The sequence below is a fragment of the Lysinibacillus sp. UBA6686 genome (assembly GCF_002455205.1).
Classification (GTDB): Bacteria; Bacillota; Bacilli; order Bacillales_A; family Planococcaceae; genus Lysinibacillus; species Lysinibacillus pakistanensis.
On record NZ_DKJS01000065.1, the window covers coordinates 1 to 26,324 of the forward strand.

The following is a 26,324-nucleotide window of genomic DNA, read 5'->3' on the forward strand; positions in this document are numbered from 1 at the left end:
ACCTTCATTTTGACTAAATATTCACAAAGGTATCCTTGACCATTTAGTTTTTCAACACTATGAAAAGTGCCCTCCAATGTTCAAGGAGGGCACTTTTGCACAAGTTAACGTTGTTGTTCATAGCTACGGATATGCCCTAAAATGGCAGGATCCTTAATTTTAGTATCTTCACTTAGTAGTAATAGCTTCGACATGATTTCGGCTGTACGAGGGTCATCGTCCACCATCGGTAGGAAAATGCGTCCACGGTGCTGCGCTTGTACAGCGATTATTGGAATCATTGATCCACCCATTTGATGGACAACACCACTACCTAAATGTAGTGAATAGCTAGCAAGTTTACCTTCAATAAGAGCATGCTGTTTTTTCACTTCTACGTTTGTAAGTTTTAATAGCTTTGTTAATTCTTCCACAATCACACTACGCATTTCAACAGTAGAATGACTTGCCTCAGGATCTACACCACCAACATGCGCAACACTAACAATGAGATCAATATCTCGCATAATCTCAGAGAAAATTGCTGCAGGTATATCATCTAAGACTATGCTTTTGCCAGTTAAACGATTATAGAAATAAACACCCTCAATTGCAGGCGCTTCAATTTCTGCTGGGGTAAACCAATCTGCCTGTGCATATAACGAGGCCACAATATTTTCCTTATAATACACTTTGCGAGGTCCTTCATCATAACTAATTTGCCAGCCTCTTGTTTTTAAGAGGGCTACCGTCTGAGATGGATTTACTTGATGTCCTGCATAGCGCAATGATCTTTTTTGCTCTTTTTCATCTTCATTTATCACATATAGCTCACGGAGCACTTGCTTAAACGGTTGCTTTATTTTGTGCTCAAACATATAAGCCTGCCATTGACGCCATTGACCACTTTCCAGTAGGTGATATGGATGGGCAATTTTTAATGTTGCCGTTGGTGTAAGTGAAATGATGTCACCTGATAGTAGGCTTAAGCCCTCTGCAGTGAGCATTCCTATATACACGTCGCTTTTAAAGACGAGCTTTTGTAGAAGAGGAGCTAGGATTGGATGCTTTAATAAATTGATGAGCTCTTCAGCATGGAAGACTGTTTCTAACTCCATTGCCTGTTCAAGCGCTGGCCGTGCTCGTTTATATTGCTCCTTCAACTCTTTTCGTGCCTCTTGTAATGCGATGATCTGTGTATTTTTCTTCAATGCCGTTGGGATATTTTTAAGACGTTTTCCATCCTTTGTCACGATTATTTCCACATCAGCATCATCTTCAATCTGCAAATGAGCCGTAATATGCTCGATTTGCTGTGCTTCAAATAAATGTTTCATTTCATGAAAAGCGGATAGCTCCATTCGCCATGTAAATCTTGTTGTTTCTCCATCACCAGCATTGCGTGCTAGATTTTCAAGTGCAATACTTGCTGCTCGTGCTTCGCTTGCACGACGCTGGGCTCCGAATTGCTTGCTTTCCTTTAAAAATTGTTGAATAAACTGATAGCGTATTAGAGCGTCCTTTTCATCTGATTTTTTTAATGGGATCAGACCAAGTGCACGAAGCTTGTCTTTATTACGTTTATCTTGTATTTCTTTCATTAATGGCTTTGGACTAAGTTTTCCAATTGCAGTATCGGCATAAAGCTGTGCTCGACGATGATTTGCTCCTTCTGATGCGTATTTTGCAGCATCATAAACAAGCTTGAAATTTTTTGCACCAATTGTTTGATAGGCACTTTGGAACCAACCTAAATCAAATGCACCATCTCGGAAATCGTCGGAAGTGATGCTTGAGAAGAGGGCAATTTGATCTTTAGCAAAATCTGATAAGTAGTCGGTTGTATGGGCGATAAAGTACCATGCAGATTCTTTTAAGCCTTCCCAACCAATTACTTCACTAACTAGATCGATCCAATGCTGATTATACATCATTGCTTCAATTAATCGCTCTTTTGAAATATTTGTTTTTTCCCATGCATCTTTTAACTGCTGTGCGGATTCCTCTTTTTTAGGATAGCAGTTTGCGAGAAGACGTGAGAAAACATCCTTTTTCGTTTCTGCCTGCCAAATATAGCCTCGAGCAAGCTTTTCTCCATCAAGTGCCTGTAAAATTTTAAAGAAATAATCAATACCTTCTATATAGGATATACTGCTTGCTAGCTTCGTTACGGTAGTAGGAATATCCCCGCGCTTAAGCTCGATTTCTAAAATTCGCTTGATTGCCTGCTCACGTATAGCAAGAAGAGTCGATAAATCTTCAAATGACTTTTGATACTTTTCGATTAATTTATTTGGTGCTATCAATACATCAGAGGCTAATGTATTCGTGAAAATGGCCTCAAATAAATGATCCTGTGTGAATAAGCCTGCCTGAAGGGCATCTAAATATTGGAATAAGCTTAAATTATATACACTTGGGCTATACTGTTCCTTTTGCATGCGCTTTGTTAATTCTTCGTTAATAGCGAGCATTTTGACATATTCGCCATAAGTCGTATAGCCTGAGAAGCATCTATCAACAAAGGCATCGATTACATCTAAATCTACTATAGTGGAAGTCGAACGATAATAATAATACCCCTTATCTCTTACTTCGAGCTTCCACTTTTCAGGTGGTATTTGAGATAACAGCTGAAGCATTATACCAATTGCTTGCTCGAAAGCACTGAATCCTTGTGCATGTTGTTCTAAAAGTTCGACTGCTTGTTTATGAAGCTCCTGTTCCCCAGACAAATTGTCTAAATCCTGTGAAAGCACAGTGAAAATTTCCTCCAGTGTTTGCTCATGCTTTAACGCATTGAACTTAGCAATATATTCTTTAATTTGTGCATAGTTAAGGATTGGAGCGATAAGAGCGTGTGCTGCTTCGCTAATTTCGTGGACAGCAGGGTATTGAGACAGATTACTATAAAAGTTGAAATAAGCTAAATCCTCTGTGCTGAATTTTTCTTCTTTTATCCACTGTATGATTTCCTCAGGGATTGGATGGACGTCAAGACTAGCGTTTTTACTATTCTCTTTTTTGGAGGCTATAACGTTATAGTCTTGTCCTAAGGTTGTTGTCATTAGGGTATCATTCCACTGGTATGTCTCATACTCATAATGAGCATGAACATCAATTAATTGAATCAGCCGCTCAAGCTTTGCTAAAAGTTTATGAACATCATAGTCAAAAAATTTCTCAAGTGGCATTTGTGCCTGCAAATAAATTGGAATTAGCTGCTTCCATGCCTCTTCACCGTCCACCTTGATATCCATATTAGAAATGTTTTGATATTGAATAGGCGGGTGTGGTGTATATAAGCCAAAGCCATTTTCCTCGTTATATTCTGGAATATCGCTTGTTAACAATTGATCTAAAAGCACTTGCTCTGTTGCAGTAACTTTTGGTAGCGTCTTGCATAAAGCTGTAATTTGTTCATTTGATAAGTGATATTCTTTTGAGGCTTCTAATAACAACTCAAGTCCACCAAGTCGTTTTAATTGCTTCTTGTCTTGTATAAGTCGCTCGGCACTTTGCAATATTTTCTCTTGTGATTGTAGCTTTAAGAGAGAAATAGCCTCTTTACGAAGTGAGCCTGATTTATTTGCTAAAAGATCCTCGACTTTTAAAATTTCATGATCAGTAGGTGTTAATAGCTGTATCTTTTTGAGCGCGAGGGACCGATTAATAGAGCTTCGGTCTCGTAAAGAGCTAAATAGAAAATCGCGCTTTCCTTGTGTAGAATTATCAAGGCAATAAATATTAAGAAGCCCAATTCTGCTAGTAGGTGAGTAGGCATCTGCATTCTCAATAATACGTTGAAATAATTCTTCATCTTGTAAGTGATGGGCCAAAATAATTTGTGTTGAAATAATGTCCTCTAAAGATATGTGCGCATATACGAAGGCTAGGGGTTTTCCTGCAATTGTTAGACCATCCTTGGAAACCTCACTCTTTGCCCATGCGAGCTGATTAAATAACAGATACTCAATGTTTTGAAGCTGTGTATTTTCTTGCATGTACGTTTGTAAATCTTTAACCCAATCGTTATCCCAAGCATATTCACTGTTAATATAGTTATTTACATGGATGAAATTTCCCCAAGCAAAAGTAAAAAGCTCAATATCCTTTGTTGTTAAAATAATATCTTTGACATATTGTGCAGTAAAGGAAGTTTTCCCTAAATTTTTTAAGAACGCAAGTGTTGTAAGCTGGACATGCTTTTGGCGTCCTAGTAGCTCTGGCAAAACTATATCAAGCTGCGTGTAATCTTTTGTAGAAATTGCCCAGAGTGCCACATAAATATCTATTGTTCGCTCGCTTTGCAGTAATTCTTTAGTGAAATTGTCGTTTTCAATAGCTTGAATCGCTAATGACAAGACTTCCTCTGTAATCTTTTGATTTTCAAAGCTATTATAGCCAAGTCCCATCCAAGTATCGACAGCACGAATAACTGAGGAGAAGCGAGTTAGCTGGTGCTCTTGAATAAGCTTCATGATTGTAAGCTGTGCATCTAAGGTACCATGATCGATATTCTCAACAATAGCTTGACGTAGCCCTTCTTGCCTCGCTGCCGCAACTAATAGCTTTCCAAGTGCTTCATGCAGACGACTATTGGTTGATTTAAAAATCCCTCGTATTAGNNTAGCCAAAAAAGCTACTTTGATGTTCATCAAATAGGATATTTTCAATAGCTTCCTCAATAGCTGGGTTTTGTAATGATAGCTCTTCTGCAAGTAATTGCTCAAAAACATTAAATGGCATAACCTTTATATTCTCTTGCTTCATCACATAGGAGCTATAGTTAGGGTATGTACCATGCTCATATTGACTGTGATTCGTCAATAATTCCTGTAAATTGATTTCTTCAAATGTTAGCATTTCTTCAATTAATTGCAGACATTGAAAAAGGTGATCCTGTACTGGTTGTGCAGAACGAAACGATCTACGCAAAATACCAGTCTGAAACATTGTTGTATCATAACGTAATGCCAGCTTCTTAATATTTTGTGCTCGTTCCTGTGAAGAAAAGAGTGTTAGTACATCAATTAGTGGACCTGTAAATAGCTGCTCAAGTGTTGTGATTTTCAAATCAGCAATTTGCTGCTCAATATTGTAATCACGTGTATCCATATATTGAAGCAATGCTGTAGCTATTGGTTGAATAGCCGATGGTGCGGTATCAATTTTACTTTGAAATTGTAGTTTTTGTTCATGAGAAAGTGTCATGGGATTCCTCCTTACCAAATTCGTCCTGCTAGCATCGTTAATTTTATAAAAGTAAAAACATCATCTTCTTGAATTGTTAGTGGTTTTGTAAGTGAATTCAATTGCTCCTCATTTTGAACTACTAAAAACAGCTCATCTTCAAAAGCTTGAATCACTGTCGATTTTGCCTGTTCTAAAGACTGGACAGTGGCATTTTTTTTCTCACCAAAATGAATCTTGCCATGATGTACAGCATCCTCTAATAGCTCCTCAGTTAGATAAATATGAAGCGGTGTATCCAACGCCTTTTCGTTAAAATTCTGAACCTCCTGTGTGACGAGCTGTAGTAGTAAGTCTTTCAAGGTATGGACAGGCTCTTCAATTGTAAATGCAATTTTTTGAAGTTTACGCGATTTTTTTCCAATTGTTTTTTGCTGGTAAAATAAACGCAAACTAACACCTCCTTACAGTAATTTCATTATACAGGAGAGTAAATCATGAAAAGAATAAGGCATTTTACGCTAGTTATATAAAAATAAGTGGGAAAAGTGTAACAAATAATTTGTTGTAACGACTTATTTCTGAGTGTAGAAAGTGGGGTGAGGCTTTGCATAAGGACATAACAAATATAGAACATTTGTACGATTGTTATCATCGAGATGTGTATCATTTTGCGCTTTATTATACAAATAGTAGGGAAGAGGCGGAGGATATTACGCAGGAGACATTTTTCAAAGTGATGAAGCAGTTAGATAAATTAAAGGATATGGATAAAGTAAAAACTTGGATTTTGTCAATTGCACGAAATACAGCAGTAGATATACATAGAAGGGAAAAAGTAAAGAGACTTTTAATAGAAAAGCTAAGCTGGCAGCCTGTATTGAAAGAAGTTTCAAAGCCTCTGGAATTTATAGAGAAAAATGAGCAATGGCAAATAGTACAAGAGGCGTTAATGACATTAAAATCACATGATCGAACAATCATTATTTGCAGAATGCTAAAAGACTACACGATTCAGGAAACCGCCGAGATTTTGGGCATTTCAGAAGTGAAGGTACGTGTTGATTTTCATCGGGCAATGACAAGGCTTCGAAAAAAAGTAGGGAGGGACGATTGATGGAAGAACGTGATTATGAGTTATTTGACGCACTAAAAAAACGTCCTGATAAAGATCCAAATATAGATTTCTCAAAGCAATTGCGTCAGAGCCTCCAAAAAACGCCTATAAAGAAGATAAAACGATTTTCTATAGCGACAATATTAACCATTCCAGTGACGCTAGCTGTTCTACTATTTGTATTCATAATTGGTACAGGGCAATCAATCAACCTGAAAAACGCAGCACTATTAACCATCAATCAGGAGAAAAATCTTACTAATATATTATGTGTTTTCCTAATGCTTGCCCTCTTGTTATTTATACTGTTCGTTTATTATAAGGGGCTTACAAAAGGAAGACTTGTCTATTTGACGTTTTCACTGTCCTTCTTAGCATGGGTCGGAAATTTGGTATATGCAGAAAATCAAAATATTGAAGAACCAAGCTATAGTGAACTCTATGATGATAAGGAAATGATTGGACCATTTACGAATATGCAAGAACGTTTAGATGAGATTCTAAAGGAACAGGATAACTACCTTGTAAAAGCAATTGAAGGAGATGCAAAATAATGAAAAAGCCCTACGAATATATAGTGAATGGTGTGTCTTTTGTTTATATGGATTTAAGCACTTTTGGATTACCTGATATATTACCAGATTTCATTGGCTATCTTTCTTTTGTATATGGTATTCACCTGTTGCCGTCCTTTCATAACTTAAAGCGTTGGACGAAAACTTTCGCAATTATTTTGGCAGTCTTGTCATTCTTTGTGGAGCTAGATCAATGGCTAGGTTATAAGATACTGGGGGACATTGGAATACAGCTTATGCAATTTTTATTTATCATTTTTATGTATTGTGTTTTTCAATTATTATTACACATTCATTATAATAAGCCACTTGAAGCTAAAACATTTAGAACCTATCAGACATATATAGCATTGATGCTATGCGGCTTCGTTATACAAGCATTTTCAATGAATGTTGAAGAAAGTATGCGAGAGAATGTTCATTTTATAGGTTCCGTGCTACAGTTGGTTGCTTATTTCTTCTTTGTATTCTATTTTCGAGCATGTCATAAATATTATAAATACAGCATGCCTTCACAGTAATCGGTGAAGGATTTTTTTAACTTCTTTCAGCAAATGTTTTTTGTATCGAAAGCATAGCGGCAGCAGCAGATACAGAAGTCTCTCATCTCTATACGTGGTGAGATGAATGTGAATTTAAGCTTCTTTTCAGCGGGTGTCCAAACATCCACTGGAATAGAGGAACTCAGCCTAAGAACGCCACGTCTTGTGGCAATTTATCTGTGCGAAAGCGAAGCGACAACAACAACACAAGACTGAGTGACCAACAACATGTTGCTGCCGCTACGTTAGCACAAAGTCGATTCCGGACGCAATTATGCCAAGGCATAATTGATAGAAACCTGTTTCGAAAGAGCGATGGCATCTTTTCCTACCTTATTTCATAAGCTTTATAGGTATGATTTCATGACGCTTGAAGGAGGCAATGTCATTCAAATACATGTTGTACGAGCTGGGGAGTCTTTATGGAGGATTGCACAGGCGTATGGGACAACGGTTCAAAGTATAGTAGATGCCAATCAAATTCCAGAGCCAAATCGACTAGTCGTAGGGCAAGCTCTTGTTATTCCGATTATCGGAAGCTTTTATTATGTGCAGCCAGGAGACAGTTTATGGTCCATTGGTCAGCGCTTCGGTATTAATTATGCAACACTTGCACAGGTCAACAATATGAATCCAAACCAACCGCTATCTGTTGGGGTGCGACTATATATTCCATCTCCACCTAAAACAAGAGCTGAAACTTTGGCATATTTGGAGCCGAGAGGGGCATCTGTTAGCGAACCATTATTGAGTCAGGCTAGAGAAGCAGGACCATTTTTAACGTATCTTGCTTTATTTAGCTATGAAGCAAGGCGAGATGGGACACTTAAAAAACCACCAAGTCAGGGTGTGACGCAAATTGCTAATGAGACAGGAGCCTCCTTAGCAATGGTTATCTCAAATTTAGAGAATTTTAGCTTTAGCGGTGATTTAGCACGAGATATTTTTCAAAGTACAGCTGTACAGGATTTGCTTTTCGATAATATTCTAGAAGAGGCAAGACGTTTAGGGAGTATTAAAGATATCCATTTTGATTTTGAAAATTTACCAGGGGATCAACGTGAGGCGTATAACAATTTTTTAAGAAGAGCTGTAAATAGATTCCATCCACAAGGGTACACAGTATCCACAGCACTTGCACCAAAAACGAGTGCAAGTGAGCGCGGTCCCTGGACAGAGGCACATGATTATAGGGCACATGGAGAAATCGTGGATTTTGTGATGTTAATGACCTATGAATGGGGATATTCTGCCGGTCCACCTATGGCAGTATCTCCACTTCCTGAGGTAGAGGCAGTTGTTAAATATGCTATTAGTGAAATTCCTAGAAATAAAATTATTCTAGGACAAAATTTATATGGCTATGACTGGACACTGCCTTTTGTACAAGGAGGTCCCATTGCTGAAGCAGTTAGTCCACAAAGAGCTATTGAAATAGCTAAAAAATATAATGCAGCTATTCAATATGATAGGAGAGCCCAAGCACCTTTCTTTGAATACTATGATGAACAGGGCAGGGCGCATGTTGTTTGGTTTGAAGATGCAAGATCCATTCAAGCCAAATTCGATTTAATAAAGCGCTATAAACTTCGAGGAGTGGGATATTGGAAGCTAGGTTTACCATTCCCACAAAATTGGTTATTAATAGGCTCCAATTTCGATGTGGTGAAAAAATAACTATTCTATTTTCTTTTAAGCGGTAATATTCTGTAAATAGCGTTTCCAAATTTGGAAATGTATATTATAATTAATGGTAAATAGTTTTCTAGGAGGGATATTTTGGGTAAGTTTAAAAAGTTAGGTATTATACTAACATCTACAGCATTTACTGTCGGGGTACTTTCACCAATTTCACAAGCATCTGCCAATGTAAAGGAATCTTCAGAGAGAATTGAAATTCAAGTAGCTTCAACGGAGACAAAAGTCACGAAGAGTATGCTTATCAATAAATTGCATGCAATATTCCCAGATAAGTTTAATTTCTTAACAGAGAAAGATTTAAATGTAGGAAGCGGACACTACTATACAGATGATACAACAATTCGTTATGATATAAGCTTCCATAAAACTGTGAATGGTAAGGAGATTTATGGTAGCTTCACATTTAAGGGAGACGATTTAGAACTAGAGAATTTCTATTATCAGCCTTCTGATATTTCAGATGCAATGTATCCAGCAAAGTATTCTGAAGCTGATGCACAAAAAATTGCAAAGGAATTCTTAGCTAAATTCCCAAATACTGAAAACTACAAGCTTCAGGAAAATGGTATTGGCACTGATTACTATTTTAATATGAGCAGACCATTATCACAGCCAATTGCTTATTCGTTTGTCTATTCACCAACTCAAAATGGTGTGGCTATCAGCGAGCAATATTTTACTATTGAAGTCCTTGCGAATGGCGAAATTACAAGTGTTTATCGCAATACAGAGCCTCTTAGCAAGGCAACATTTGATAGTGTAGAGCAGAAGAAGACTGAAGCGGATATTCTTGCTCAAATTCGTGATAATTTAGCAGTTGAATTGCGTTACACTGTCGATTATGATTTCGAAACAGATCAGCGTAAAGTGAAGCTTGTTTATGCACCAGCAATAGGCTTTAATGGGGTACATGCTTTAAATGGTCAATGGCAAACAGTGAATGGCTTCTCGGCACAGGTACCAAAAGTAAAACGTGTAGAAAAGCTATCCTCACAACCGCTTGAACCAAGAAAGAAGGGTATGACATTAGCTGAAGTAGAAGAATTTGCAAAATCCTTCTTAAAGGTTGATCCTGATAAAGCTAAGTTACAAATTGATATGATTGATGAGAGAGAAAACCAAAATGGAGAGACAATTTACTCTGTAAATTATACGTATATGTATGATAATGGTGGCATAGGCTCCTCATTTGAATTAAATAAGGCAACAGGCGAAATTATTCAATACCATGATTTAACTAGAGAGTTCGTAAAGTCTAATGATAAGACTACAACCATTTCTAAGGATGCAGCATTGAACAAGGCGATTGAATACTTAAAGCAATGGGCTCCTTCCTATGTGCATAATTATTCTAAACCATTAGAGGATGCTGTATTAGCTGATTATAGTAAAGAATATTACTTCTCATTCCCGCGTGTTGTAAATGATATCGCTGTGGTAGGAGATGAAATATCTGTAAGTATTGGTTCTGATGGCTCATTACGTTCATTGTATATTTCTAACCAAAAAATCGATAATTGGCCATCTGTAGATAAGGCGATTTCTGCTGATAAAGCAAAAGAATCTTATCGTGAGGCACTTAAATTACAATTGCAATACGCTAAACAAAGTGGTGAGGATAAGAATCATTATGATCTAGTGTATTCACCAACTTATGGTGGTAATTTACTTAATCAAATTGATGCAACTACTGGTGAGTGGTTAATTAATATTGAGGATAAAAAAGAGCAACCATTGATTTCACATCCTACAGCAGCAAAAGAGTTAAATTATTTAGTTAGTCAAAATGTGTTAGAGATTAAAGACCCAGCTACTTTTAATGCTGATACTGGCGTGACTAAGGGAGAAGCACTAAAAATTTTGCTTAAATCTCTCACATATGGCTATTTTGGTGGATATGGAGAAGGTGATGAAAAGCAATCCTTCACAAATATTGATAAAAACCATCCATTATATGGGGTAGTTGAAGAAGCTGTAAGAAGGGGCATCTTAAAGCCAGCAGATCGATTTGATGTTGATGCAACATTGACTCGTCAAGAGCTTGCAGAATGGTATATTCGTGTATTAGGCTTAGAGAAAGCTGCTAAGCATAGCGATATTTATAAATTAAACTTTACTGATGCAGGTTCAATTGACCCAGCATACTCTGGCTATGTGGCTTTAGCAAGTGCAATGGGATTAATAGATGCACAGCAAAATAACTTCAATGCTACTGAGAAAGTAACATATGCAGATTTAGCTGTTTCAACAATGAGATTAGCTAAAGCTATTGGAGAAGGTAATAACAGTCGCAATTACTTTTACTAATTCTTAATAGAAAGGGTATCTCCTGTTTATTGGAGGTACCCTTTTTGGTTAGTTTTTAGATAAAGGTGAAATAATAACAGTAGAAAGGAGTGGAAGGATGAAAACTAAATTTTTTATGGCTATTCTTTTTACGACTATCGCACTCTATGGCTGTACAAAAGAAAAGGTGCAAGATATGCCGACAAATGCTCCAGTTCAACAAAATAATCAACAAGTCGGAGATACCGCAACAGATCAAGTACCCTTCAATTTTTTAGAGTTTTCGTTGGATGTTGACTATTCTGCGACAGATTCCTATGAAGCTGAATACGAAAATAAAAAGTCCGGCATAGCAGCAAAATTACAGGATACCCGAAATAATGAAAATCTTCAGGGAGATGCAGCTTATACGAAGCTGGAACCTCTTTTTAAGCAGCTGACGTTTGATTCCACTACACCAAATGATGAAGTAATAGATCAGGTTATTTCCGTATTCCATATTGCAGAGGACTTCCAATCAATTGAGATTGAAGTAGAATTTGTTGATGGGAATGAAAAAGAATTTAAACGTCTAAAGTAAATGATGCAGACTGAATTCATTCATTAAAATCCAGTTATCTATTAATGGCTGGATTTTATTTCTTAGAAGTAAGTAGTGCTATAAAGGGGAAAGTCAATTTCTGAGTAAAACAAATTAATTGTCGTATAAAGAAATATATGTTATTATTATCTCGAATTAAAGATAATGAAATTCGAGGTAACTAGAAAGAGGGAGTGGTATGAGGGAAGACAATCGTAATTTAAAGGCTTTTACGGTCTTGTTCCGTGCATATCAAACGATTCAGGAAGCAACAAGAAGAGATTTACTACAATATGATTTAAATCAAACCGAATTTTCAGTGCTTGAATTTTTATACCATCGTGGGGAACAACCGATTCAAGTGATTGGAAAGAGAATATTAATTGCAAGTAGCAGTATTACCTATGTTATTGATAAGCTTGAACAAAAAGGCTATGTCTATCGATTTGCTTGTGCGAAGGATCGCCGTGTCACTTATATTTTTTTAACAGATGAGGGACGGGCATTATTGGAAGAGATTTTCCCAAAGCATGAACAAAAAATTAATGAAATTTTTGAAGTATTAGACCCTGAAGAACTGGAAACAATGATTCTATCTTTAAAGAAGATTGGTTTTAATGCGATTAATAAATGAACAAATTTACATTAATATCTCGAAATCGAGATAATGGGAGGGTTTTAAATGAATCATTTAAAAGGGATTCATCACGTCACGGCAATTACTAGTAGTGCCGAAGAAAATTATAAATTTTTTACTTTTGTGTTAGGAATGCGTTTAGTGAAAAAAACAGTTAATCAGGACGACATTCAAACATATCATTTATTCTTTGCGGATGATAAGGGCAGCGCAGGTACAGATATGACGTTCTTTGATTTTCCGAACATTCCAAAAGGCGTGCATGGAACAAATGAGATTTCAAAAACCTCCTTCCGTGTACCAACGGATGCCGCTTTGGACTATTGGGTAAAACGTTTTGACCGATTACAGGTTAATCATACCGGCATTAAAGAACAATTTGGTAAGAAAACTTTATCTTTCGTAGATTTCGACGATCAGCAATATCAACTTATTTCTGATGAGCACAATAATGGTGTTGCCTCTGGGACTCCATGGAAAGATGGGCCAATCCCTTTGGAATATGCAATAACAGGATTAGGGCCAGTATTTGTTCGAGTTGCTAATTTTAAATATTTCAAAGATGTGCTAGAAAAGGTGATGCTTTTTACTGAAATTGCTGAGGAAGGAGATTTCCATTTATTTGAGGTAGGAGAGGGAGGCAACGGTGCTCAACTTGTTGTTGAATACAACAGTGTTCTACCTTTAGCACGTCAAGGCTTTGGTACAGTTCATCATGCCGCATTCCGAGTAGAGGATCGTGCTGTGTTGAATGAATGGACTGAACGATTTGATAGCTTCGGCTTCCATACTTCTGGTTATGTCAATCGTCACTTCTTTGAATCACTTTATGCACGAGTAGCGCCACAAATTTTATTTGAACTAGCCACTGATGGACCAGGATTTATGGGGGATGAGCCTTATGAAACTTTAGGTGAAAAACTTTCATTGCCACCATTTTTAGAACCAAAGCGTGCTCAAATTGAAGATCTTGTTCGTCCTATTGACACTGTAAGAAGTACAATAAAGTTCGATAAAGAGTATGAGTAATACTAATTCATCCAGTAACAGAAATATGATGCTTACTGGATGGATTTACATAACTGCATTGGGGGTTTATAAATGGAATTTTCCAAACTAATTGAAAAGCGTCGTTCAGCCAATAATTTTTTAAAGGACGTTAAGATGACTGAAGAAGACATACGGCCTATTTTAGAGGATGTTAAGCTTGCTCCATCGGCTTTTAACTTACAACATGCTAACTACATTATTGTTTTGGATGAAGAGATGAAGGAAAAAGTAAGAGAGGCAGCATTTGGTCAATATAAAGTACATTCAGCTTCTGGGGTGATTCTAGTATTAGGTGATAAAGAGGCCTATAAAAACACGGCCAATCTCACTCAGGGGATGGTGGATTTAGGAATAATCACCACTAGTGAATTAGAAGAGATTGTAGCAGAGAATACTAAATTTTATGAAGATGGTGGCCAGGATTTTATGAAGGATGAGGCGATTCGTAATGCTTCATTATCAGCAATGTTATTTATGCTTGCTGCAAAAAATCGCGGTTGGGACACCTGCCCAATGATTGGGTTCGATAATGAAAAAATGCGTGCACTTTTTAATGTACCAGAAACACATGAAATTGCACTTATGATAACAATAGGTAAGGAAAAAGAAAACAGTCGTCGTTTACGAGGTTATCGTAAGCCAGTTGAGGAATTTGCCACTTATTACTAACGTGGTATAAAATAGAATTACTATACAAATACTAAGAATAATAGACATTTTAGGAGGAAATAACATCATGAAAGTAGTAGCTATCGTAGGTAGTATCCGAAAAGAATCTTATAATATGCAGTTAGCTAAGTTTATTCAAAAACAATATGCTGTGAAGTTTGAACTTGAGGTTTTAAGCTTAAATGAGCTACCAATGTATAATCAAGATATTGAAAATGATGCACCACAAGCCGTGCTTGATTTTAAAGCAAAAGTGAAAGCTGCAGATGCAGTGCTTTGGGTGACACCTGAATATAATGGTACCGTACCAGGTGTGATGGTTAATGCAATTGACTGGTTATCTCGTGTAGACAAAGTAATGATTGGAAAACCATCTATTATTATGGGTGCATCGATGGGTAACCTTGGTACTGTAAAAGCACAATTGCATTTGAGAGATATTTTATTCTCCCCAGGTATTAATTCACCATTACTTAGTGGGAATGATGTTTATATTGGTGCTGTGCACACAAAATTTGATGCAGAAGGTAACCTAACAGATGAAGGTACTGTAAAATTCCTTGATTTAGTTATCGATAACTTCTTAAACTGGGCAAAAAAATACGTTTAACATAATGAAAGTCCTGTAAGTACTAGGTATACTTACAGGACTTTTTAACTTCTGCTGAAACGAATAAAGCACTTGAATGGTGGTAGAATGTTAAAAGAGATGCTCGATTAAAAATGCTGTACTACTGCATAAAATCTTCATATTTTTACGTTATACTTTTGACGTGATTCAGCCAAATGTTTTGTACCGCAAGCGAAGCGTCAGGTATAAAATACTTCAAAGGGAAGAGATGATGGAATTTTCCTATTCAGCAAACATATAAACGCATGATAATGCCCTGCAGATGTCACGGATTTTTTGGAAATCTCAAAATGGTGGTTAGCAAATGAGAAAACTTTCACTAAAGCTTGGAATCATTTTTTTTATTACATTATTTTGCATTGAAACATTTATGATGTTCTTTTTACATACTTCTTTAACCAATTCAAGGGTTGAAGAGGAACTAACAAGCTTGCAGGCAAGAGGAAACTCTCATAGAACAATTTTAGAGCGAAATTTTGACAAGGAGACCCTAGCTCATATTGTACTAATGGAGTCAGAGGAAGATACAGATGTAGTTATTACAAATATATCAGGAACAATATTGGCGTCTTCAAACCCACATCCTGAAATCAAAGATTATATAAATCAATTAGAGAATACTGTTCCTTATAATGGGAAAATACTGCAGCGTCATTGGAAAAATGAAAAATATATTGCAACCATTAGTCCAATTCAAAAGCAACAGAGAACAGTTGGATATGTTTTTATGTTTCAAAATACAGATTCAATCCATGCATTAATGGAGCGCTTAAATAAGCATTTTTTAATTGTTGGATTTGTTTCAGGTTTTGTAACCATTGCAGTCATTATTGTTTTATCTAGAAAGCTAGCTCACCCTTTAATTCAGATGAAAGAAGCTACTATGAAAATGAGTAATGGTGACTTTTCCGTGGCACTTTCTTCGAATGGTAGGGATGAACTAAGTGATCTTGCTATAGCAATTCAGCATTTATCAGATGAGTTGAATCATTTAAGACAGGATCGCAAAGATTTTTTATCAAGCATTGCCCATGAGCTTAGAACACCCTTAACCTTTATAAAAGGCTATGCGGATATTCTCTATAAACGTAATTTGACGGAGCAAGATCGACAAAAATATTTAGGTATTATTATAGAAGAAACAAATCGACTCTCTCATTTAATAAGGGAATTATTTGATCTAGCTAAAATGGACGAAAACTCCTTTATTATTGAAAAAGAATGTCTTCCATTGAATGAGATTTTGGAAAATATTAGAGGGAAATTGAGCCCTGCCTTTCAAGAAAAACAGCTGCATTTTAACGTTCATTGTGAAGAAGGATTAACTTTAATGGCTGATGCTGCAAGGCTGGAACAAATATTAATGAATCTCCTCAATAATGCATTATCATATTGTTCCCCAGGTGACGTTATCTCCGTCATAGCAAAAAGACAGGACGATTTAGTATCTATACTCGTTAAAGATACTGGAAAGGGAATCCCCAAAAAGGATTTACCTCATATTTTTGAACGATTTTATCGTGTTGAAAAATCTCGTAGTCGTGCTTTAGGGGGCGTTGGACTGGGGCTTTCAATTGTAAAAGAGCTTGTTCAGGCGCATGGAGGAGAAATTACAGCCCAGAGTATAGAAAATAAAGGAACAACTTTTATCTTAACGTTTAAAGGAGTCAAAAAGCATGAAAACAATACTACTCATTGATGATGAACCAAGAATGTTAGACTTGCTTAAGCTTTATTTAGAGCCTGTTTTCACATGTAAGGAAATGGTATCCGTTCAGAAGGCTCTGATCTATTTAGAAGAAAATCATGTAGATCTGGTACTTTTAGATATCATGATGCCAGAAATGGATGGTTGGCAGGTCTGTAAAGAAATAAGGAAATTTTGGGATGTGCCCATCATCATGCTAACAGCAAAAGGGGAGCATACTGATATGGTAAAAGGTCTAAATCTAGGAGCAGATGATTACATTCTGAAACCCTTCGATGAAGAAGTGTTACTAGCACGTATTAATGCTGTTCTAAGGAGGGCAAAAAGTGATGAAAATATTGTGTCGTTTGAGGGATTACATTTAAACAAAGAATCCTTTGAAGTGTGTTTTAGACAGAAGGAAATATCCTTAACCCCTAAGGAATTTGGGATGCTAGCCTTATTTTTAGCGCATCAAAATAAGGTTTTTACTAGGGAGCATCTTATTAATACTGTATGGGGTTACCATGATTCGATAGAGGATCGAACAATTGATTCACATGTACGTAATTTACGAGAGAAACTACGGAAAAGTGGTTTTCCTGCTGATGATTATTTACAAACTGTTTGGGGGCTTGGCTATAAATGGCTTAAGTCCGCAGGAAGAAATGCATTAGATCTTAGAAGCTAGAAGAACCTCTGCAAGAAATCTACAGAGGTTCAGCATCTTATTCTGCTTTTAATTCGTCCTCAGTTACCCATTTATGATTTTTTACAGAATCTCCATTTGTAGTAGCTGTGTAATCAATCATATAAACAGTCGTTTGGACTGCTTTATCAATCCGAACAGTCGCATTTTCCATTCCCTTCATATGAGATGCATTTGTCTTAACCTCAGTACCAGAGGCTAATGGAGCTAAATCTGGATTAATTAATTCCTCATGAATAACCCACTTATGATTTTCTACACGCTCACCACCTGTAGCTGGATCATAGGAGACAATATATGCAGTAGTATCATATGCGCCTACAATTGTTGCTTTTGCTCCCTCCATACCTTCCATATGTCCATTGGTAATAATAGCTGTGCTTCCTTCTGGAAATTTAGGGTTTACGGCAGTTTTCAACGCTACGGGCACCTCACCCGAGCTAGAATGATCCATTGTTGAATGATCCATCTTTGTATTCTGCTCAATGTCATTGTCCTTTTTCGTCCCTGATTCTGTCTTGTCAGAGCAAGCTGATAACGTTAGGAAAGTAATTACTGTCAGGAAACTGATAAACCAACTTCTTTTTATCTTCATCCTTTATTCCTCCTCACTATTTACACCTAATGTAGCAAATAAATGTGCAGAAATAATGGAAGGATTATAAGAAATACGCCATCTTTGTAGGATCGGCGTTTTAAGAATTCAACTATTTTATTGGTATTATTTTTAATATCCTTTGTAGTCGATGCGCAAAAATACCAGCAAAGACTGCTAAAATAATATCCTTAGGCAAAGGCGGCATCATCCAAAGCCAGGCCATCTTATAATTGAAAGCATCTGGAGCGCTAGCCCATAGCTTATAAGCAAAGTACATCCAATTTGTCCCTAGTAAATAATTAATAGCTGTAGCAATTACTGCTGCAACAATATAGCTTTTCTTTGTGCCGCTGCGCTCAACAATCAGTCCTGCGATAAATGCAGCTAAAATAAATGTGACAATAAAGCCAAATGTAGGGCTCAAGATTTGTCCAAAGCCGCCACCAAAACGTGCAAATACAGGTGCACCAGCTAAGCCAATGCACATATATACCGTACAAGCAAGCGCACCCTTTCTACTACCAAGAACGAGTCCAGCTAATATAGCAAAGAAAGTTTGCAATGTGATGGGGACTCCACCTACAGACATGAAAGGGACAATAGAAGTAATATTTGCACCAATCATCATTAACGTTGAAAATAATCCAATATAGGCAATATCTACTGTTCTTAATCTATGATGAGAGTGTTCTGCAACTGTTGCCATAATTTCACTCCTGTCTATTAAAGTTATAAATAGTGTATGAAAATAAAATATTTGTGTCAACCTATAATTATAATTTAGTTAACTCAATGATAATTAATAGACTAACTACTTAAATGTATGATAGAATCGTCATAATTTTAATAGTTTGGATACTAATGGTGTGGCATCTTATATAAAGTGTCACTTAAAAGGGAAGTCGGTGAAAATCCGACGCTGTCCCGCAACTGTAATGAGGAGTTTTATGATGATTTAGCCACTGTTTTAGGAACGGGAAGGTAATCATAAAACGTTGATTCGAAGCCAGGAGACCTGCCATTTAGTGATAGTTGTAATGCCCACGAGGATGAACGCATTTACGGACAATAGAAGGAAATCTTTCTGACTTTGTTGATGATTCTAGGGTATTTCTATGCATACTATGCATGAAATACTCTTTTTTATTGCTTCATATCTATTACGGTTGATTAGGAGTATTATACATATGAATAAAAAATTTATACTATTATCACTGTCTTTGTTTCTAATACTAATCATTTCTATGACTTTGGCTGTTATGGTTGGATCTGTTTCCATCACACCTCTTTATGTGTGGCAGGTTATTCTGTCCAAAATTCCAATCGTCCAAAATTTTATAGAGCAGGATTGGAGTCGCTCGCAAGAAATTATTATTTGGCAAATACGGGTGCCACGCGTCTTGTTGGCTGCCATTGTAGGAGCAGGCTTAGCAATTGCAGGAGCAGCTATACAGGCTCTTGTGCGTAATTCTATAGCTGAACCATACATATTAGGAATATCCTCAGGGGCAACAGTCGGTGCTACAGCTGTTATTATTTTAGGTGCATTTTCATTCCTAGGAATTTTTGCTCTTTCAGTATCTGCATTTTTAGGCTCACTACTAGCCATATTGTTAGTGTTTTTCCTTGCCCGTGTTGGAGGAAAAATATCTGTCTTTAGACTTTTACTTGCTGGAATGGCAGTATCGTTTATTTTATCTGCTATTTCGAATTTTATTTTAATGATGGCAAAGCAAGAGGGTGGAATTAAGGCAGTTATGTATTGGATGCTTGGAAGTCTAGCTGGTGCAAAATGGAGTAATATAATTATTCCTACAACTATTTTTATCGTCGTGTTTGCCTTACTGTGGCTCCATTATCGTCATTTAAATTTATTATTGCTTGGGGAAGAGGCAGCAGTTACATTAGGTGTCAATATCCAACAGTTTCGTTTACAGCTTATCCTACTAGTATCTTTATTAACGGGTGTGCTTGTTGCAGTAAGCGGCTCTATTGGATTTGTTGGCTTAATTATTCCACATATTGTTCGCATAATTGTAGGTTCTAACTATAAATATGTAATACCAATTAGTGCTTTATTAGGAGGTATTTTTTTAGTTTGGGCAGATGCGATTGCTCGAATTTTGATAGCTCCTGAAGAAATGCCAATTGGAATTATTACAGCTTTTTGTGGAGGACCATTTTTCATTTGGCTACTGCGCCGTAATAATTATTCTTTCGGTGAAGGAGATTAAACCTATGACATTAGAAGCAAGGCAGGTATCCTATTCCATTCAGGATCAACGCATATTACATGAGGTTAGTATGCAAATAAGGGAACAGCAATTTGTTGGGCTAATTGGTCCAAACGGTAGCGGGAAGTCAACCTTATTAAAAAATATGTACCGCCTATTAAAGCCTGAAAATGGTACGGTTCTGTTAAATGAGCAGGATATTTTTAAGCAATCAAGTAAAAACATTGCTAAAAATTTGGCGGTAGTAAGTCAAGAAACACCGGTTTTATTTGACTTTACAGTACATGATTTAGTAAGTATGGGAAGAACACCTCACAAAAAATTATTGGAGCTTGATCAAGAACGAGATTTTCAAATTGTGAAGGATGCATTAAATCAAACAGGTATCACACATTTAGAAAAACGTAGTTTCAGCTCATTGTCAGGTGGAGAAAAAAAACGGGTGATGGTAGCACGTGCACTTGCTCAGCAAGCACAAATACTTATTTTAGATGAGCCAACAAATCATTTAGATATACAGCATCAATTACAGCTAATGGATTTAATTCAAACTTTACATTTAACCGTTGTTGCTGCTTTGCATGACCTAAATATTGCAGCTATGTATTGCGATCAAATTTATGTTTTACAGCAAGGTCAAATCGTTTGCTCTGGTACACCAGAAGAAGTGCTTACGCCAGCATTATTACAAGATGTATTTGGTGTTTATGCCGATATACAAACCCACCCTCTTACAGGTAAGCCGTATTTAACGTATGTATCGGAGCAATATACGAAAATATTAAAATATTGATAGTATGAAAAAGGCGTATCACTTAGTGCGGATACGCCATGTTGTTTATCAATGGTTAGGACTGTGGTTAATGGAGGACAATGCTTCATTTATTACAAAAATCCTTAGCTATTCTCAGTCCAAATCTTCCAAATAACACCCTCTTCATCATTACTACTATGTGCTTAAATCTTTAAATCCTTCGGACATCTTCTCACCAAACATTATTACTAAATTCTACCGAAAGCAGCAAAATAAATTAAGATATAGCTTTTAAACCTGCTACACCAATGATAATGGCAACGATACTAATCAAACGGGTGCGGTTTTTGGATTCGCCAAAAAATATAATATTTACAAGGACAGCCCCAACAGTCCCAATACCAATCCACACAACATAGGCGATGCTTAACTGTAAATAGTTAAAGGAGGCATATAATAGCGCAAAGGACAATCCAAACCCACCCACATATATAACTAAATTACGAAGCGTTTTTTTCTGACTATAGAAGCGTAAACCTACCACACCAATAATTTCTGATATTGCAGCTAATAATACAAGTAACCAGCCCATTATGCATTAGCTCCTTTCTTATTATCATGATCCCTAGCAGTGTTATCGGCTAATTTAAGACCCATAACCCCTAGAACTAAAATAAACATAAAAATCGCTTTCATGATGGTAAACTCTCCTTCAAAAATGAAAATGTCCATTAATGTGGTACCAATTGTTCCTGCCCCAGCAAAGATCGCATAAACTGTGCCAGTAGGTAGGTTTTCACATGCTTTCGATAAGAAATGGAAGTCCGTAGCAATTAAGGCTATGATAATAATCCAATGCCACCAGGAATATGCGGTATTGAAGCCGAAAATCCAAAATAATTCAAATAAACTTGTTAGTCCAACATACAGCCAATCTTTTTTCATTTGTTCAATTTCCTTTCGTTTAATCATATTTATGACTGACATTCAGTCATTTATCATGTAAAAAAGAACGTCACTTATGTGTGACGTAAGCCAAGTGCATGATGTAAAAAGTCAAGGAGTTCAAGCTTTTGCAGTCTGATGGATTCTTCTTCACTGTCATCATACAAGTAAATTTGCTCAGCTGCAGATTCTACTAACCCAATAATAAGTTTAGAAGATCGTGTAGTATTTAATGAGGGACGAATTATTCCTTGCTGTTGAGCCTCATATAAGAAATTATTCATCCATTCGTAATAGGGCGCATAAATATTTTCCCATTCTTTCATATGTTCAGTTTGAGTAATACCAGCGTAGATAAGGGCAAATACATCCCGATAGTCTTCAGTTAGTGAAAAAACAATATCGACTACTTTATCAAGCTGCATTGCAAAAGGTTCCTGTAAGGAAATTCCTTCTTTAATGGCAGCAATTATTTTCTCAACCATAACTTTCGCAATGGCCGGCATGACGGAAAGTCGTGATGGGAAATAAAGGTAAAATGTTCCTTGGGCGATACCTGCAGCTTTAACGATATCGGAAACTTTTGTCTTTTCAATTCCCTTTTCACGAAAAACTTCAATTGCAGCTTGAATAATTTTCTCTTCCTTTGACATAAAATCCCCCGCTTTTGTCCTGCTTAATTAGTATGTTACAAAATAGTTAAAATAAAGTCAAAGAAAATGACTGATAGTCAGTCATTTTTATCTGATTCAGCAGATCTTTACTTTGCGAAAGCAACAAATGTATTGTATTCAAAGCGAAGCGACAGGTGCAGAAGTCAAGATAAAATCCCCGATGGTTGTTACAAAATTTTGAAGTTGAAGAAGGGCTTTTTGAGGTGCATGAAAAAATCAAATCTGAGAGATGATTGATACGCATAAATAACACTTTCTCGGGGAACTTTATGGATGAAAGGATTTGATGATAGTGGAAGAGATTAAATTTGCACAATTAGATCAACAGCAGCTTGAAAAAATTAACGAACTGGAAAAGAAAATTGGCGTGACATTAGTGGCATATGACTCCTCTTCAATGTCATCTCAGGGCTCGAGTGCCTTTGAAGCAAATAATGGCACGCATAACAATCATCCATCATAATGAACAAAAGAGATACCTTGCAGCAATGTGGGGTTTTTCTGTTTTATGTTGATCCAACAGATGTGTATGCACCTGTTGAATCAACATAAAGCTTCGGTGGATGTCACGGATTTTGAAGAAGAGCTTTTCGAGCAAGCCCAAAAAAATCAGGACACATTACTCTGTGGCAAAATTGAAGAAATAAAGGGAGTGAAGTTTAATGATGCAAGAATTTTATGCTGATTTACATATTCATATTGGACGTACTTTTAATGGACGTGCTGTTAAAATTACAGGCAGTAAAACGTTAACATTAGCAAATATTTTAGAGACTGCTAGTGCAAGAAAGGGTCTTGATATTATTGGAATTATTGATTGCCATTCTCCAGAGGTAATAGAAGAGATGGCATGGATGATGGAACAAGGTTTACTCAAGGAATTGGAACAAGGGGGTCTACGCTATCAGGAAACTACTCTGATCCCAGGAAGTGAAATAGAGATTTATGATGAGAATTGTTTAGGACCTATCCATGTGCTTGCCTATTTCCCAACACTTAACCTGATGAGAGAGTTTTCAACTTGGATGTCAAATCATATGAAAAATATCCACTTAAGTTCTCAGCGAATATATTGTGATGCACGAACGCTACAACAGAAAGTTTATGAATTAAGTGGGCTTTTTATTCCTGCACACGTATTTACGCCATTTAAAAGTCTGTTTGGTAAAGGCGTACAACGAAGTTTAACAGAAGTTTTCGATCCACAGCTTATAGACGCCATTGAATTGGGATTAAGTTCGGATACCTACATGGTGAACAATATTAAGGAGCTCCAAGCCTATCCATTTGTCAGCAATTCTGATGCACACTCTCTTGGGAAGATTGCTCGGGAATATCAAAAATTACGATTAACTGATGCCAATTTTTCTGAATTGCAATTGGCACTTCAAGAACAGCAAGGGAGAGCAATAACGGCTAATTATGGTTTAAATCCTTTGCTTGGTAAGTACCATCAAACAGTCTGTGTAAAGTGTGGCGAACAGCTAGACAATATGACGACTGTCTGTCCAAAATGTAACAGTATGCAAATTATAAAAGGAGTCGCTTTACGTATTCAGGAGTTATCAGAGCAGCTTGTTAATCAACGTGTTCGACCACCCTATATTCATCAAGTTCCATTGGATTTTATTCCAGGCTTAGGACCAAAGATGATGGACCGATTAGTAAATGCCTTTGGTACGGAGATGAATATTTTGCATCGCATCTCACTAGAACAGCTTGAACAAATCGTCCCACAAAAAATTGCCAAGCTGATTGATTTGGCAAGAACAGGTCAATTAGCAATTGAAGTTGGTGGTGGGGGTATTTACGGAAAAATTCAATCTGAATAGAAGCTAAAAAATGCTTGTTCTTATTTAACCCTTTTTTAACCTTCATCTATTAAAATAGTAATCAGTAGATGTTGAAGGAGTGAGGGTATGAATTTTTCAAAGAAATTTCGATTTTTAGCTAGTAGTGTACTAGCATTGCAGTTATTAGTGCCAGTAGGTGCTAATGCTGAAGAGCGAAGAGATCTTATTGCACCGAGCTGGGTGACTCAGGTAGATTATGTAGCACTAGGGGATTCATTGGCCCATGGTATGAATGAAGTGGGGATTATCGGATTAGGGTATGCCGATTTTGTTGCACAGGCTTTACAGAAAGAGGGACTCATTACTTCATATAATAAGGGCTTTGCTTATACAGGCTATACTACGAAAAACGTATTGGAAGATTTACAAAATGATGTCGAGAAGCCAGTGGTTGGCTTTGGTTATCCAAATGAACAGGTAAAGCTTCGTACGTCTATTAAGGAGGCAGAAATTATTACCTTAACAGCAGGCGCCAATGATTTAATACCAATTTTAAAGGAATCTCAAACAACAGGTATTAATGCAGTGGCAATCCTAAAGGCTTCACAAGATGCAGTCAAAAATATAACTGCTATTTTAGCAGAAATTAAAAAACTAAATCCGAACGCACAGGTTTATGTGATGGGTTATTATAATTCATTCCCCTACTATAGTGAGGATTTACAAAAACAATTTAAATTATTATTGGCTACGGTAAATTCCACAATAAAAACAACTGTTGAAAAGGCTGGAGGTATATTTGTTCCGACATACGATATTGTGGCAAAAGACGTGCCAAGCTATTTACCAAATCCAGAAAATATACATTTAAGTGAAGCAGGTTATATGGCAGTCGCAAATGAGGCATTTTTACCAGCAATTAAAGCAAGCTCATTATGGGATGTATCAAAAGTGATCAGTACAACTATTCAAAATAATACATCTGTGCAGGTAAATTGGCAGAAGGCTACAGACAATGTAGGTGTGGACAGCTACAAAGTTTATGTTAATGGTGAGCTAACTGCTACACAAAATGCCGACACAACGACAATTATGTTGGAACATTTAAATGATCATGCGACATATACTGTCGCTGTAAAAGCAGTAGACGCTGCAGGCAATGAAAGCGTACAAAGTCCAACTATAACTTTTTCATTAGGGAGTACTTCAAGCTTTACTGATATAGAGAATCACTGGGCAAAGGAGTTTATTCAAAAAACAGCTAAAGTAGGTATTATGAAAGGCTATGCCGATGGAACATTTAGACCTGAACAGAATGTAACTCGTGCACAGGCTGCGTCTATACTTGTTAGAAGCTTAGGCTTAACAACGCAGAAACAGGCACCATTTACGGATATTTCAAGCTATGATGCAAAAACGCAGTCTGAAATTGCAGCTGCGTATACAAATGGACTTATAAAGGGAACAGATGGTAAATTTAACCCAGGGCAGCCAATTACTCGTGCTCAGCTAGCATTAATGATTAGCCGAGCCTATGAGCTTCAACAAAAGAAACCATATGTAGTGAAAGGGAGTACGCCATTTACGGATATTGCTGGCTACAATGAAGAAACAAGGCATGCGATTACAATGCTATATGAGCTTGGTATTGTTATAGGTAGTGATGGTAAATTTTTACCAGAATCCTCAACAAAGCGTAGCCATGCTGCGAAAATATTTGTTAATTTTAGCGATTTATTTTGAGTTAGCAAATGTTTTTGTACTGAAATGGGCATGATACCTTGTATTTTGCTGTAGTTAGTTTAATTCCAACAGGGGTTGAGAGGGGACTATACCCAACTGGTTTTAAAAGCTAGGACCGGGGTTGTTATTTATGCTAGGACGCTCAGTAGTCGATTTTATAATTGATGACGGCAAAAACAGATAAAAAAACATTTTTAACATAAACAAAGAGGCTGGGACAAAACCCT

General features: G+C 36.7%; 25 protein-coding genes and 1 riboswitch. Of the genes, 18 read left to right on the forward strand and 7 right to left on the reverse strand.

The genetic code is table 11. The features are described from left to right. Window positions 1-104 precede the first annotated feature (104 nt). Both B2R82_RS16905 and B2R82_RS16910 read right to left on the reverse strand, forming a co-directional pair. Complete coding sequence (locus tag B2R82_RS16905; protein WP_422655560.1) at window positions 105-4,718, reverse strand: DUF4132 domain-containing protein; 4,614 nt, start codon at window positions 4,716-4,718, stop codon at window positions 105-107. A gap of 486 nt (window positions 4,719-5,204) precedes the next feature. After that, a complete protein-coding gene (locus tag B2R82_RS16910; RefSeq protein WP_286926043.1) occupies window positions 5,205-5,624 on the reverse strand; it encodes a hypothetical protein in 420 nt (139 codons plus the stop codon). A gap of 185 nt (window positions 5,625-5,809) precedes the next feature. Between B2R82_RS16910 and B2R82_RS16915 the strand changes: the two genes are divergently transcribed. The 12 genes from B2R82_RS16915 to B2R82_RS16970 all read left to right on the forward strand — a co-directional run bounded on the left by B2R82_RS16915 (window position 5,810) and on the right by B2R82_RS16970 (window position 17,338). Continuing rightward, on the forward strand, window positions 5,810-6,289 hold the full coding sequence (locus B2R82_RS16915) for an RNA polymerase sigma factor (protein ID WP_286926044.1): 480 nt from the start codon (window positions 5,810-5,812) through the stop codon (window positions 6,287-6,289). Further along, window positions 6,289-6,843: a hypothetical protein gene (locus B2R82_RS16920; RefSeq protein WP_286926045.1), complete on the forward strand. Its 555-nt coding sequence runs from the start codon at window positions 6,289-6,291 to the stop codon at window positions 6,841-6,843. The genes B2R82_RS16915 and B2R82_RS16920 overlap by 1 nt, the downstream gene beginning before the upstream one ends. Continuing rightward, complete coding sequence (locus B2R82_RS16925; RefSeq protein WP_286926046.1) at window positions 6,843-7,385, forward strand: hypothetical protein; 543 nt, start codon at window positions 6,843-6,845, stop codon at window positions 7,383-7,385. Before B2R82_RS16920 ends, B2R82_RS16925 begins: the two co-directional genes overlap by 1 nt. A gap of 408 nt (window positions 7,386-7,793) precedes the next feature. Further along, on the forward strand, window positions 7,794-9,083 hold the full coding sequence (locus tag B2R82_RS16930) for a glycoside hydrolase family 18 protein (RefSeq protein WP_286926062.1): 1,290 nt from the start codon (window positions 7,794-7,796) through the stop codon (window positions 9,081-9,083). A gap of 102 nt (window positions 9,084-9,185) precedes the next feature. Next, entirely contained in the window at window positions 9,186-11,414 is a 2,229-nt protein-coding gene (locus B2R82_RS16935; RefSeq protein ID WP_286926047.1) for a YcdB/YcdC domain-containing protein, read from the forward strand. Between the two features lie 97 nt (window positions 11,415-11,511). Next, window positions 11,512-11,973: a YusW family protein gene (locus B2R82_RS16940; protein ID WP_286926048.1), complete on the forward strand. Its 462-nt coding sequence runs from the start codon at window positions 11,512-11,514 to the stop codon at window positions 11,971-11,973. A 199-nt stretch (window positions 11,974-12,172) separates the two neighbouring features. Next, window positions 12,173-12,607 (forward strand): MarR family winged helix-turn-helix transcriptional regulator, encoded by a 435-nt coding sequence (locus B2R82_RS16945; RefSeq protein ID WP_286926049.1) that lies wholly within the window; start codon window positions 12,173-12,175, stop codon window positions 12,605-12,607. 48 nt (window positions 12,608-12,655) lie between these two features. Beyond that, entirely contained in the window at window positions 12,656-13,639 is a 984-nt protein-coding gene (locus tag B2R82_RS16950; RefSeq protein WP_286926050.1) for a ring-cleaving dioxygenase, read from the forward strand. A gap of 72 nt (window positions 13,640-13,711) precedes the next feature. Continuing rightward, a complete protein-coding gene (locus tag B2R82_RS16955) occupies window positions 13,712-14,329 on the forward strand; it encodes a nitroreductase family protein (protein WP_286926051.1) in 618 nt (205 codons plus the stop codon). Window positions 14,330-14,396: 67 nt separating this feature from the next. Next, complete coding sequence (locus B2R82_RS16960; RefSeq protein WP_286926052.1) at window positions 14,397-14,939, forward strand: NADPH-dependent FMN reductase; 543 nt, start codon at window positions 14,397-14,399, stop codon at window positions 14,937-14,939. Window positions 14,940-15,264: 325 nt separating this feature from the next. Continuing rightward, the gene (locus B2R82_RS16965; protein ID WP_286926053.1) at window positions 15,265-16,659 is read left to right on the forward strand and encodes a sensor histidine kinase; all 1,395 of its coding nucleotides are present in this window, start codon (window positions 15,265-15,267) and stop codon (window positions 16,657-16,659) included. Continuing rightward, a complete protein-coding gene (locus B2R82_RS16970) occupies window positions 16,637-17,338 on the forward strand; it encodes a response regulator transcription factor (protein WP_286926054.1) in 702 nt (233 codons plus the stop codon). Before B2R82_RS16965 ends, B2R82_RS16970 begins: the two co-directional genes overlap by 23 nt. 37 nt (window positions 17,339-17,375) lie before the next feature. Here B2R82_RS16970 and B2R82_RS16975 read toward each other — a convergent pair whose 3' ends face one another. Continuing rightward, entirely contained in the window at window positions 17,376-17,951 is a 576-nt protein-coding gene (locus B2R82_RS16975; RefSeq protein ID WP_286926055.1) for a YdhK family protein, read from the reverse strand. Window positions 17,952-18,063: 112 nt separating this feature from the next. Continuing rightward, the gene (locus B2R82_RS16980; protein WP_283869755.1) at window positions 18,064-18,660 is read right to left on the reverse strand and encodes a biotin transporter BioY; all 597 of its coding nucleotides are present in this window, start codon (window positions 18,658-18,660) and stop codon (window positions 18,064-18,066) included. Between the two features lie 139 nt (window positions 18,661-18,799). Continuing rightward, window positions 18,800-18,991: riboswitch (cobalamin riboswitch) on the forward strand. Window positions 18,992-19,141: 150 nt separating this feature from the next. On the opposite strand from B2R82_RS16980, the gene B2R82_RS16985 reads away from it, so the two are divergent. Both B2R82_RS16985 and B2R82_RS16990 read left to right on the forward strand, forming a co-directional pair. Then, window positions 19,142-20,188, forward strand: coding sequence for a FecCD family ABC transporter permease (locus B2R82_RS16985; protein WP_286926056.1), 1,047 nt, complete (start codon window positions 19,142-19,144; stop codon window positions 20,186-20,188). 4 nt (window positions 20,189-20,192) lie between these two features. Continuing rightward, entirely contained in the window at window positions 20,193-20,981 is a 789-nt protein-coding gene (locus tag B2R82_RS16990; RefSeq protein WP_286926057.1) for a heme ABC transporter ATP-binding protein, read from the forward strand. 238 nt (window positions 20,982-21,219) lie between these two features. On the opposite strand, the gene B2R82_RS16995 is transcribed toward B2R82_RS16990, so the two are convergent. The 3 genes from B2R82_RS16995 to B2R82_RS17005 all read right to left on the reverse strand — a co-directional run bounded on the left by B2R82_RS16995 (window position 21,220) and on the right by B2R82_RS17005 (window position 22,540). After that, window positions 21,220-21,534 carry a DMT family transporter gene (locus B2R82_RS16995; protein WP_286926058.1) on the reverse strand — a complete coding sequence of 105 codons (315 nt, stop codon included), beginning with the start codon at window positions 21,532-21,534 and terminating at the stop codon, window positions 21,220-21,222. Beyond that, on the reverse strand, window positions 21,534-21,887 hold the full coding sequence (locus tag B2R82_RS17000; RefSeq protein WP_286926063.1) for a DMT family transporter: 354 nt from the start codon (window positions 21,885-21,887) through the stop codon (window positions 21,534-21,536). The genes B2R82_RS16995 and B2R82_RS17000 overlap by 1 nt, the downstream gene beginning before the upstream one ends. Before the next feature lie 74 nt (window positions 21,888-21,961). Continuing rightward, entirely contained in the window at window positions 21,962-22,540 is a 579-nt protein-coding gene (locus tag B2R82_RS17005; RefSeq protein ID WP_286926059.1) for a TetR family transcriptional regulator, read from the reverse strand. Window positions 22,541-22,844: 304 nt separating this feature from the next. Here B2R82_RS17005 and B2R82_RS17010 point away from each other — a divergent pair, with 304 nt between their 5' ends. From B2R82_RS17010 to B2R82_RS17025, 4 genes are all read left to right on the forward strand, one after another. Then, window positions 22,845-23,024 (forward strand): hypothetical protein, encoded by a 180-nt coding sequence (locus B2R82_RS17010; protein ID WP_286926065.1) that lies wholly within the window; start codon window positions 22,845-22,847, stop codon window positions 23,022-23,024. A 75-nt stretch (window positions 23,025-23,099) separates the two neighbouring features. Beyond that, window positions 23,100-23,246 carry a hypothetical protein gene (locus tag B2R82_RS17015; RefSeq protein ID WP_286926060.1) on the forward strand — a complete coding sequence of 49 codons (147 nt, stop codon included), beginning with the start codon at window positions 23,100-23,102 and terminating at the stop codon, window positions 23,244-23,246. Then, window positions 23,227-24,393, forward strand: coding sequence for an endonuclease Q family protein (locus B2R82_RS17020; RefSeq protein WP_286926064.1), 1,167 nt, complete (start codon window positions 23,227-23,229; stop codon window positions 24,391-24,393). Before B2R82_RS17015 ends, B2R82_RS17020 begins: the two co-directional genes overlap by 20 nt. A gap of 87 nt (window positions 24,394-24,480) precedes the next feature. Further along, entirely contained in the window at window positions 24,481-26,097 is a 1,617-nt protein-coding gene (locus tag B2R82_RS17025) for an S-layer homology domain-containing protein (protein ID WP_286926061.1), read from the forward strand. Window positions 26,098-26,324 lie beyond the last annotated feature (227 nt).

Bases quoted from the DNA above. Each gene is read 5' to 3' on its own strand.
- B2R82_RS16980 (WP_283869755.1), bottom strand. From the start codon at position 18,660: ATGGCAACAGTTGCAGAACACTCTCATCATAGATTAAGAACAGTAGAT.
- B2R82_RS16965 (WP_286926053.1), top strand. From the start codon at position 15,265: ATGAGAAAACTTTCACTAAAGCTTGGAATCATTTTTTTTATTACATTA.
- B2R82_RS17000 (WP_286926063.1), bottom strand. From the start codon at position 21,887: ATGAAAAAAGATTGGCTGTATGTTGGACTAACAAGTTTATTTGAATTA.
- B2R82_RS17020 (WP_286926064.1), top strand. From the start codon at position 23,227: ATGCAAGAATTTTATGCTGATTTACATATTCATATTGGACGTACTTTT.
- B2R82_RS16975 (WP_286926055.1), bottom strand. From the start codon at position 17,951: ATGAAGATAAAAAGAAGTTGGTTTATCAGTTTCCTGACAGTAATTACT.
- B2R82_RS16960 (WP_286926052.1), top strand. From the start codon at position 14,397: ATGAAAGTAGTAGCTATCGTAGGTAGTATCCGAAAAGAATCTTATAAT.
- B2R82_RS17005 (WP_286926059.1), bottom strand. From the start codon at position 22,540: ATGTCAAAGGAAGAGAAAATTATTCAAGCTGCAATTGAAGTTTTTCGT.
- B2R82_RS16920 (WP_286926045.1), top strand. From the start codon at position 6,289: ATGGAAGAACGTGATTATGAGTTATTTGACGCACTAAAAAAACGTCCT.
- B2R82_RS16950 (WP_286926050.1), top strand. From the start codon at position 12,656: ATGAATCATTTAAAAGGGATTCATCACGTCACGGCAATTACTAGTAGT.
- B2R82_RS16940 (WP_286926048.1), top strand. From the start codon at position 11,512: ATGAAAACTAAATTTTTTATGGCTATTCTTTTTACGACTATCGCACTC.
- B2R82_RS16995 (WP_286926058.1), bottom strand. From the start codon at position 21,534: ATGGGCTGGTTACTTGTATTATTAGCTGCAATATCAGAAATTATTGGT.
- B2R82_RS16970 (WP_286926054.1), top strand. From the start codon at position 16,637: ATGAAAACAATACTACTCATTGATGATGAACCAAGAATGTTAGACTTG.
- B2R82_RS16945 (WP_286926049.1), top strand. From the start codon at position 12,173: ATGAGGGAAGACAATCGTAATTTAAAGGCTTTTACGGTCTTGTTCCGT.
- B2R82_RS16985 (WP_286926056.1), top strand. From the start codon at position 19,142: ATGAATAAAAAATTTATACTATTATCACTGTCTTTGTTTCTAATACTA.
- B2R82_RS16955 (WP_286926051.1), top strand. From the start codon at position 13,712: ATGGAATTTTCCAAACTAATTGAAAAGCGTCGTTCAGCCAATAATTTT.
- B2R82_RS16990 (WP_286926057.1), top strand. From the start codon at position 20,193: ATGACATTAGAAGCAAGGCAGGTATCCTATTCCATTCAGGATCAACGC.
- B2R82_RS16925 (WP_286926046.1), top strand. From the start codon at position 6,843: ATGAAAAAGCCCTACGAATATATAGTGAATGGTGTGTCTTTTGTTTAT.
- B2R82_RS17025 (WP_286926061.1), top strand. From the start codon at position 24,481: ATGAATTTTTCAAAGAAATTTCGATTTTTAGCTAGTAGTGTACTAGCA.